The 9,384-nt window shown below is 71.0% G+C and carries 7 protein-coding genes and 1 pseudogene; 7 read left to right on the forward strand and 1 reads right to left on the reverse strand.

Going from position 1 to position 9,384, the window contains the following annotated elements:
* The 7 genes and pseudogenes from BH719_RS10040 to BH719_RS04275 form a co-directional block, all read left to right on the forward strand.
* Window positions 1–387: THUMP-like domain-containing protein (locus BH719_RS10040; RefSeq protein WP_009743527.1), on the forward strand; the 387-nt coding region annotated here is incomplete at its 5' end.
* Between the two features lie 571 nt (window positions 388–958).
* Window positions 959–1,108, forward strand: a pseudogene (locus BH719_RS10350) (GH-E family nuclease); the annotation flags it as partial.
* Window positions 1,109–1,190: 82 nt separating this feature from the next.
* Window positions 1,191–1,523 carry a DUF2185 domain-containing protein gene (locus BH719_RS04255; RefSeq protein ID WP_009743529.1) on the forward strand — a complete coding sequence of 111 codons (333 nt, stop codon included), beginning with the start codon at window positions 1,191–1,193 and terminating at the stop codon, window positions 1,521–1,523.
* A 29-nt stretch (window positions 1,524–1,552) separates the two neighbouring features.
* On the forward strand, window positions 1,553–2,086 hold the full coding sequence (locus BH719_RS04260) for a DUF6301 family protein (protein WP_069774628.1): 534 nt from the start codon (window positions 1,553–1,555) through the stop codon (window positions 2,084–2,086).
* Window positions 2,087–2,251: 165 nt separating this feature from the next.
* Window positions 2,252–3,433, forward strand: a complete 1,182-nt coding sequence (locus BH719_RS04265) for a glutamate--cysteine ligase (protein WP_009743531.1) — start codon at window positions 2,252–2,254, stop codon at window positions 3,431–3,433.
* A 150-nt stretch (window positions 3,434–3,583) separates the two neighbouring features.
* A complete protein-coding gene (locus tag BH719_RS04270) occupies window positions 3,584–6,241 on the forward strand; it encodes a bifunctional lysylphosphatidylglycerol flippase/synthetase MprF (protein WP_009743532.1) in 2,658 nt (885 codons plus the stop codon).
* A gap of 31 nt (window positions 6,242–6,272) precedes the next feature.
* Entirely contained in the window at window positions 6,273–8,132 is a 1,860-nt protein-coding gene (locus BH719_RS04275) for an alpha/beta hydrolase (RefSeq protein WP_009743533.1), read from the forward strand.
* 126 nt (window positions 8,133–8,258) lie between these two features.
* Here BH719_RS04275 and tsaD read toward each other — a convergent pair whose 3' ends face one another.
* Window positions 8,259–9,314 carry a tRNA (adenosine(37)-N6)-threonylcarbamoyltransferase complex transferase subunit TsaD gene (tsaD, locus tag BH719_RS04280; protein WP_034255240.1) on the reverse strand — a complete coding sequence of 352 codons (1,056 nt, stop codon included), beginning with the start codon at window positions 9,312–9,314 and terminating at the stop codon, window positions 8,259–8,261.
* Between the last annotated feature and the right edge of the window lie 70 nt (window positions 9,315–9,384).

A 9,384-nucleotide genomic window follows, 5' to 3' on the forward strand; every position in this document is an offset into this window, starting at 1 on the left:
CCCTCCGGGGAGCTCGGCGCCGTCCTGGCCGAGCCCGACCCGGCGGTCATCCGGTCGGGCGGGCTGGCCCACCTGGCCGACTCCATCGGCGCCCGCCTGATCGACCCGTCCATCGCCTACCTCACGGCGGACGACATCGCCGCCAGCCCGCTGCTGAGCCGTTTCGAGGTGGTCGCCCGCACCGCGCTGCGCGCCAAGGCGGTGTCCGCGGCCCTGCGGCCCCTGGGAGTCGGCTCCGTGGAGGTCAAGAAGCGGGGGGCGGACATCGACCCGGCCGCGCTGCGCAAGAGGCTGGACCTGACCCCGGGCGGCCCGGGCGCCACCGTCTTCGCGACCCGCGTCGGCGGGCGCCACTGCGCCATCATCGCGAGGCGCCTGGCGGACTGAGGGGCCGGCACACCGCGTACTCCGTCCCGTGCTGCGCGGTGGTGCGCCTCCACCGCTGCACCACTTAGGCCCTAGCGGGCCCTGGTCCTCCCGGCGTGTCGGAGGCCTAAGTGGTGCGGGCAATGCCTAAGTGGCGCAGGCTTCAGGGTGTGTTGTGCGAGTCGCTCGAGCCGGTAGCCGGTGCTGGCCATGCGGGTGGCGGCTTGGTGCCGGGCGGCGGGCGCGGCCGACCTGGGCCTGGCCATTCCCCCCATCATCGCCAAGTCCAAGTCAAAGTCGGGGACAAGGCCACCGAGATGACCGCCCGCATCGCCGGGGCGCTCAAGTCCGCGCGCACTCTGGGCCACAACCTCACCCACCACACCAAAACCACGAAGAAGGAGAAAACTGTCAACCGACGGAAACCAGCACGGCAGCCATGTGGACGAAGAGGGCGCTCCGCACATACACCCTGACGCCCCGCGTCCATTTCTGAAATCGAGGCCGCCCTACGCGAAAGACCAAGCGCTTCAGGTGTGGGAGGAAACCGCTCAGGGCGGAAAGACGGCAACCGACGTCGCGGGACGAACTATCGCCGGGAGAACCACGCCCCGGCGTCTGGGACACGGGCCACAAGCCGGGTCACAAGTACCACGACACGTGGCTTAAGCACATCAACGGGGAGCTCAGCCCTGCCGGGTTCGCAGAAAAGCGCCGCAATCCAAACTACTACCAGGCATAACACTGTAAGACTAACCGTGAACACGAATTCGAATGAATGATATAATGAACGAAACAAGCGCCGTAGAGTCCAGGGAGAAGCGATGGGCACTTTCGACTGCATCCCCCGCGCTGGCGGATGCGTCGTGTCGAAGAATGTGATAAACGGGGTCGCGCCTGTGCGCTGGATGGTGCGGCACGAGCCTCTGAACCCGATGGATAACGGATGGAGGGTGTTTTCCGGCATAGACACGGACGAGTTCATTGCCGATCCGCACAACATGGCTGTCGTCGACTACAACACCTTATGCGACATTGAGCCCGCATGCATTCCCGTATTCGCTCTGCCGGCGGGCTCCGATATCCAACTCATCATTGACGACGAAGGCCGGAGGCGCTGGTTCGACTCGAACAGTGGCGATGAGCTGCTTTTCTAATGCGCGCCAGGCGCGTCAGGATCCACACCATGAGCACCGAGTTCAAAGCCGTCGCACCCCAGCGCGCCGTCCAGATCATGCGGGCCTGGGCGCTCCACTCCTGGCCGATGAGCGTGCAGGACGGCATCGAGGTCTACACCGGCCTCGGCTTTTCAGGAGACAGCGGTAGCCCGGAGATGTTCACGTCGGATGTTTCGCCGGACGAACCTGACTCATACTTCGCCTCACTCGACGGGCCCATCACCTCCCTTGAAATCGCAGTCACTAATGTTCTTCCGGCAGAAGCGGAGGAGGAACACCCGTCGCGTGCCCGGGGATTCTACTGCTCCTGCCTCCGGGCATTCGAAGAACAACTCGGGGCCCCGATCCGCGAACAAGAAAGCCGCGCGCGCAGGAACGCGCAGTGGTTCCTGACGAACGGCACAGGCGTGAGACTCAGCGGAACCAATCGCATGGTAACGCTATTCCTGGAGTCCCCGGAGATGGCGGACATCCACCAGGACAACCTGCGCCGCGGGATCACGGACTACAGCCCCGCCAACGACCCACTACTGGAGGGCTGAGAGGCCGGCCCCCGACGGCGGCCACCGCCTCGCCATGCTCGCCCTTCCCGGCCCCGCGCCCGCCCCGTCCACGGCGCCGGCGAGACGCATGTCAACCGCGCAAATCCTGCCGTCCGGCCCCGCGCCTGCCAGACTAGGGGGCGCAGGCACGAGAAGGAGGCCCCGATGCCCCTGCCATTCGGCCGGTCCGCCCGGTCCACCCTCGGAGTCGAATGGGAGCTCCAACTGGTCGACCAGGACTCCCACGATCTGCGCCAGAGCGCGGACGCCGTCATCGACCAGGCCACCGTCGACGGCGAGCTCTTCACGGGGATCCACCGCGAGATGCTGCTCAACACCATCGAGGTCACCTCCAAGCCCCGGGCCACCGTGGCCGACTGCCTGGCCGACATCACCGCGTGCGTCGACTTCCTCTCCCCCATCGCACGACGGCTGCGCATCGACCTCGCCGCCGCGGGCACCCACCCCTTCGCGCGCCCCGGGCGCCAGCGCGTCACCAACAGCCGGCGCTACGCCCAGCTGGTCGAGCGCACCCAGTACTGGGGCCGCCAGATGCTCCTGTACGGCGTCCACGTCCACGTGGGCGTGGAGGACCGCGACAAGGTCCTGCCCATCCAGGCGGCGCTGTCCACCCACCTGGGGCACCTGCAGGCCATCGCCGCCTCCTCCCCGTACTGGGCGGGCGTGGACACCGGCTACGCCTCGAACCGCGCGATGGTCTTCCAGCAGCTGCCCACCGCCGGGATCCCCCGCCACTTCGACACGTGGGAGGCCCTGGAGAGCTACACGGAGGACATGATCCGCACCGGCGTCATCAAGGGCTTCGACGAGGTGCGCTGGGACATACGCCCCTCGCCCGCTTTCGGGACCGTTGAGAACCGGGTGTTCGACGCGGCGACCAACATCCTCGAAGTGGGGGTCTTCGCCGCCCTCACCCACGTCCTCGTCGAGCACTTCTCGCGCATGTACGACGCGGGCGAGGCCCTGCCCGTCCTGCCGGACTGGTTCATCGCCGAGAACAAGTGGCGCTCCGCGCGCTACGGCATGGACGCAGAACTGATCCTGGACCCGCAGGGCACCACCGAGCCCGCGCGCGACACCTTCGCGCGCCTGGCCGAGGAACTGGCGCCCATCGCCTCGGACCTGGGGTGCGCGCGGGAGTTCGAGGGGATCGGGACGATCCTGGGCGTCGGGGCCGCCTACGAGCGCCAGCGCGCCGCCTTCGCCGCGGCCCGGCCGGGCGAGGGCCTGGACGCGGTCGTGTCCCTCATGCGCGCCGAGATGGAGGCGGGCCGCCCCCTCAGCCTCGCGGAGTTCGCGGCGCTACAGGCCCCTGACCTGGGATAACGTGGTAACTCTTTCCTGAAAACCGGCATTCAGGGAGCCGCGCTAGAATACGCGTGCAGTCGCGCGGCCCCGCAGGACCCGACACGGGCGCCCCCGGCCCCGCGCGGCCACGGCCAAACGCCAGCCAAGGCCCGACGTCAAAAGGAACACATGCCGATCAATGAGGGCGCCCAACCGCGCCGCGCCAACGAGGAACAGGGCAAGCCCGGCACGAACGAGGAACAGCGCGGCCCCACCGCCAACGGGGAGCAGCGCCAGCCCCGCGAGCAGGCGCCCTCCGGGGCCGCGCGCCCGGGCGGGGCCGCCCGCAGATGGGCGGCGACCGCGGGACAGTGGTCCGCCACGGCGCTCCGGTTGGGCGCGAGGTGGCTCCACTCCGTCCCCGCCACGCGCGCCGTCGCGGCCGCCCTACTGGTCGGAGTGGGAGTGTGCCTGGCCTGGTCCGGCGCCTTCCCGCTGGGATCCGCCTCCGCCGATCCCTCCCACTGGTGGAGCCTGGTCACGGCGCCCTTCGTGTTCCCCCGCACATCGATGGAGACGGTGCTGCTCATCGTGCTGGCGCTCATCGTCCTGGGCGGCATGGCGGAGCACCGCGTCGGCTCCCGGCGGTGGCTGGCCGCCGCCCTGGTCGCCCCCGCCGCCGCCGTCGCCACCACATGGCTGCTGGCGCCCCCCATCCAGAGCTTCCTGCCCGAGTGGGGCGCCTCCCTGGACCGCGGCTCCATCTGGGGCGCGGGCCCCATGATCGTGGGCCTGGCGGGCCCGGTCATCGAGAGCCTCGGCCGCGCATGGCGGTGGCGCGCCCGCTTCCTGCTCATCGGCGTCCTCGCCCTGTCCGCGGGCGTCATCGGCTCCATGGACACCTTCGCGCGCCTGTGGGCGGGGGTGTACGGCCTGGTCATCGGCCGGATCGCCTACCGCGGCAGGCGCCAGGAGGACGCCTCCACGCACGACATCGTCATCCACCGCCAGATCGTGTCCCTGACCGTCGTGTGCTGGACGGTCGCCGCCGCCCTCACCATCTTCTCCACGACGCTGCGCGGCCCCCTGGCCGAGATGCGCTGGTCCGTGGCGCCCGGGTGGTGGATGCTCGGGCGCGCCAGCGTCGGCTCCACGCTGCTGGCGCTCATGCCCGTCCTCCTCCAACTCGTCCTCGCCTACGGACTGCGCCGGGGACGGCGCTTCGCGATGATCGGCACCCTGGTGCTCCAAGGGTGCCTGGCCCTCAGCTCCGCCGTCGGCGCGCTCGTCATGGAGATCGCCGCCACCCGGGAGCTGCGCTACCTCGCCGACGACGCCTCGGCGAGCGTCATCACCAACACCACGCAGTTCCTGCTGGTCCCCGTCACCCTCAACCTGCTGCTCTGCGCCGTCGTCGCCTGGTCCCGCAAGGCCTTCACCCTGCGCTCGCGCCCGGGCACCGTGCGCGCCCTGGCGGCGCGCTGGGCCACCATGATGTGCGTGGTCGCCGCGATCAGCATCGGCCTGGGCATGCTGGCCTCCGACTCCTACCTGCCCCTGGTCCTCGACCAGGGCACCGCCGACATCGAGATCCCCCGCGCCAGCGTGCTCGCGATACTGCACGACTACCTGCTGGCCCTGCTGCCCACCTCGACGGTCTCCATCTTCGAGCCCTCCCTGGAGCCCTTCACCCTGTTGGCGGAGGTCCCCGTCGTCTGGACGCCGCTGGTGGCGTGGGCGCTCAGCCTCGCCCTGGTGGCGCGCACCCTCGTCACGCCCGCGCACACGCGACAGGGGTCCGCCTCGCGCCTCGTCGAACTCATCCGCGCCGGCGGGGGCGGGACCCTGGCGTGGATGATGACGTGGAAGGGCAACTCCGTGTGGATCCGCGAGGACGACCGCGCGGGCGTGGCCTACCGCCCCGGCGGCGGCACCGCCCTGACGGTGACCGACCCCGTGTGCCCCTCCTCGCAGATCTCCGCGACCATCGAGGAGTTCGCCGACTTCGCGTCGCGCTCGGGGCTGACGCCCGCCCTGTACTCCGTCCACGAACCCGTTGCCGGGGCGGCGCGTGAACTGGGGTGGACCGTCATGCAGGTGGCCGAGGAGTCCCTGCTGGACCTGCCCGGGCTGGCCTTCAAGGGCAAGGCGTACCAGGACGTGCGCACCGCCATGAACCACGCCAAGCGCGAGGGCGTGGAGGCCGTGTGGACCACGTGGGAGGACTGCCCGCAGGGGCGGCGCGACCAGATCGAGTCGATCAGCCGCGCGTGGAGCGCGGACAAGGCGCTGCCCGAGATGGGGTTCACCCTGGGCGGCTTGGACGAGCTGCGCGACCCGAGCACCCGCCTGCTGCTGGCCATCGACTCCGACGGCACCGTCCAGGCCGTCACCTCGTGGCTGCCCGTCCACCGCCAGGGCGAGGTCGTCGGCCTCACCCTCGACGTGATGCGGCGGCGCAAGGACGGGTGGCGGCCCGCCATCGACTTCCTGATCGCCCGCGCCGCCCTGTCCGCCCAGGAGGAGGGGCTCGAGGTCCTGTCCCTGTCGGGCGCGCCCCTGGCCCGCTCCCAGGAGGACGACTCCGGTTTCGGCCCCATGCTGGACGTCCTGGCCTCCATCCTGGAGCCCCTGTACGGCTTCGCCTCCCTCCACTCGTTCAAACGCAAGTTCAAGCCCCGCCGCGAGGCCCTGTACCTGGCCGTCCCCGACGCCTCGTCCCTGGGCACCGTCGGCGCCGCCATCGGCCACGCCTACGTGCCGAATATGACGGCCGCGCAGACCGCGCGCCTGGCGGGCTCCGTGGCGGGCGGCGTGGCGGCAGCCGCGATCAAGGACAACCAATGAACGGCCGAACCAGAATCGAGATGACGCATTGATGGGCTTCCTGCTTTCAGTGGACCTCACAACCCACAGGGCCATGGTCACGGCCCTGCTCCTCACCATCGCGGCCCTGATCGCAAGCGCGCTGCTGCTGCCCCTCACCCGCCGGGGCCGGGCGGGGAACCCGGCGGGGGCCGCCCCGCAGAGGCGCGCGCACCCGTGGCGCACCGCCGGGAGGTGGTCCGCGCGGGCACTGGCGATGCTGCTCCCCGTCGTCATGATCCTGGCGACGGGGGCCATGGCCTTCAACCGCTCCCTCAAGATCGTCACCACGCCGCGCGACCTCTTCGGCATCATCGCGGCCAACCTGTCTGGGCCACAGACCGGGGAGGCCCAGTCAGCGGACGGGCAGTCCGACGGCGCCCAATCCGAGCACGAGCGGACCCAATCCGGGGATCCCGCCCTGCTCACGGACTTCCAGCCCACCGAGGAGTCCGGGATGCTCAAGACCACGTGGACCGGGCCGATCAGTGGCATCACCCAGCCCGTGTACGCCATCACCCCAAAGGGCTACAGGCCCGACGACGGCAAGAAGTACGGGGTCATCATGACACTCCACGGGTACCCGGGCGACCCCGAGGGCACCATGTGGGGCGCGCAGGTCTCCGAGGCGCTGCAAAGCGCCATCGACCAGGGGCTCATCCCGCCGACGATCGTCATCGGCCCCGAGGTCAACGTCGACGACTCCGAGCACGACTGCGCGGACCTGCCGGGGCGCCCGCCCGTGTTCACGTGGGTCACGAAGGACGTGCCCGCGATGATCAAGGCGAACTTCCCCAACGTCTCCACCGAGCGGGCCGCCTGGATGATCGCGGGGTTCTCCTCCGGAGCCTACTGCGCGGTGTGGACCGCGATGCGCGCGCCCGAGGTCTTCGGCTCAGCGGCCTCCCTGTCGGGGTACAACACGCAGATCGAGGGCGGGATGAAGAGCCAGGGGCAGCAGTACCTGGCTGACAACACGCTGTCGACCATGCTGGCCAACCGCACGCCCGACGGCCTGCGCATCTACGCGATGGCCGCCCAGGACGACGCCGTGGGAGGAGCGCCCGCCGCCGTCGCCATGGCGAACGCCGTCAAGGCCCCCGACTCGGTGACCCCCGACACGCCGGAGACGGGCGGGCACGCCGGGCCGTTGTGGAGGGAGCACATCCCCACGATGCTGGCGTGGTGGGGCTCCGACAACTCAGTCGCGCGCGCCGTGGGCACGCCGCCCACCGCCGAGGCCGCGCAGTCGTCCAGCGGATTCGGGCAGATCGTCACCGCGCAGACCGTCACCCACAGGACGCGCGCCTTCGGCCTGAACGGGGCCGGCTCGCTGGTCGTCGTGGGGCTGCTCGCGCTCCTGAGCGCCCTGTTGTGCGCGCTGCGCGTGCCGCGCTGGGTCGCGGCGGACGGGAGCGGGAGCCCGTCGCCCTCCGCCGAGTCGGCCGGGCCGGACGGGGCTGGGGCAGGGACTGCCGACCGGGCCACGGACCGGGCGCCCACTGTGGAATCAGAGGAGGCGACCGCCCGGACCCGTGCAGGAACCACCACCGCTGGGACCGACGGCCAGCCCGCCTCCACTGGGACCGCCGACGGAACCACCACCGGGCGAAGCGAGGCGGACACCGGGCCGTCCCAGGGCCTGGGCGGTGCATTGGCGTCGCTGCGCGGCCGTCTGGCGGGAGCGCGCGCACGCGCTTCCCGCCTGCCGCGGGGGCTGCGCCGCGCGTGGTTCTTCACCACGCGCCTGGTCACTGTGTCCGCGACCATGGGCGTGGTCGCCCTGCTGATCGGAATGCTCGGCAACGCCACCGGCGGCTTCTACACGTCGTGGAGGACCGCGCTCTTCTCCCTCATCGAGGCGTTCATGTAGGGCCGTTGGCCGGCCCGCGACCGGTTCCGGGGCGCGTTCCCGGACTGCGGGCCGTCCAATCGGCTGCCAGTGCGCTGCCGCCGTTTCGGTGGGCGTTCGGCCGCTGTGGGGACGCGCCCCGCGCCCTCACCCCACCGGGGCCGCGTAGGTCCTGGTGAGGGGCATTCCCGACTCCGGCGAGAAGCCCCAGTCGGAGGCGGGCAGGCCGGCGCGCACCAGCTCAGAGCCGAGAGCGGCGATCTGCGCGCCGTTGTCCGTGCAGAAGCGCAGCGGGGGCATGCGCACCGCGACCCCCGCCTCGTCGGCGCGCGCGACCAGCAGTTCCCTCAGGCGCGAGTTCGCTGAGAATCCGCCGCCGACGACGATCGTCGAGCACCCCGTGTCCACCGCAGCGCGCACGGCCTTCGCGGTCAGCGAGTCGTTGACCGCCTCGGAGAACGCGGCGCACACATCCGGCGCGCTCACCTGCTCCCCCCGGGCCTGGGCGCCCTCGACGTAACGGGCGACGGCGGTTTTGAGGCCGGAGAACGAGAAGTCGTACTTGTGGCGCTCTTTGTCCTTGCCCGCCGCCAAGCCGCGCGGGAAGCGGATCGCCCGGCGGTCGCCCTCGCGCGACAGGCGGTCCACGTGGGGCCCGCCCGGGTAGGGGAGCCCCAGGAGCCTGCCCACTTTGTCGAAGGCCTCCCCCGCCGCGTCGTCGAGGGTGCCGCCCAGTTCCCGGACGCCCGTCGCGATGTCGTCGACCAGGAGGACGCTCGAGTGCCCGCCGGAGACGACGAGTCCGATGAACCGCTCCGGCAGGGGCCCCTCGGCCAGTTCGTCGACCGCGAGGTGCCCGATGACGTGGTTGACGCCGTACAGCGGCTTCCCCAAGGACGAGGCGAGGGCCTTCGCCGCGCAGATGCCGACCGTCAGCGAGCCCACCAGTCCCGGGCCCGCCGCGACCGCCACGGCGTCCACGTCGGACAGGCCCGCCCCGGCCTCGGACAGGGCGCTGCGCAGCGCGGGCAGGAAGGACTCCAAGTGCGCGCGGGACGCGATCTCGGGGATGATGCCGCCGTAGCGCGCGTACTGGTCCATTGACGTGGCCGTGCGGTCCGCCAGCAAGTCGTATCCGCGCACCAGGCCGACTCCAGTCTCGTCGCACGTCGATTCAATTCCAAGCACCAGGGGTTCACTCACGCCCCCAAGTGTAGTTGCCGCGGCCCGGGGCGGCCCCGGCGGCCGCGCGTCAGCGCCCGCCTGCCGCGGC

The sequence above is a fragment of the Pauljensenia hongkongensis genome (assembly GCF_001746855.1).
Lineage (GTDB): Bacteria > Actinomycetota > Actinomycetes > Actinomycetales > Actinomycetaceae > Pauljensenia > Pauljensenia hongkongensis.

Bases quoted from the DNA above. Each gene is read 5' to 3' on its own strand.
- BH719_RS04270 (WP_009743532.1), top strand. From the start codon at position 3,584: ATGCCGATCAATGAGGGCGCCCAACCGCGCCGCGCCAACGAGGAACAG.
- BH719_RS04255 (WP_009743529.1), top strand. From the start codon at position 1,191: ATGGGCACTTTCGACTGCATCCCCCGCGCTGGCGGATGCGTCGTGTCG.
- BH719_RS04260 (WP_069774628.1), top strand. From the start codon at position 1,553: ATGAGCACCGAGTTCAAAGCCGTCGCACCCCAGCGCGCCGTCCAGATC.
- BH719_RS04275 (WP_009743533.1), top strand. From the start codon at position 6,273: ATGGGCTTCCTGCTTTCAGTGGACCTCACAACCCACAGGGCCATGGTC.
- BH719_RS04265 (WP_009743531.1), top strand. From the start codon at position 2,252: ATGCCCCTGCCATTCGGCCGGTCCGCCCGGTCCACCCTCGGAGTCGAA.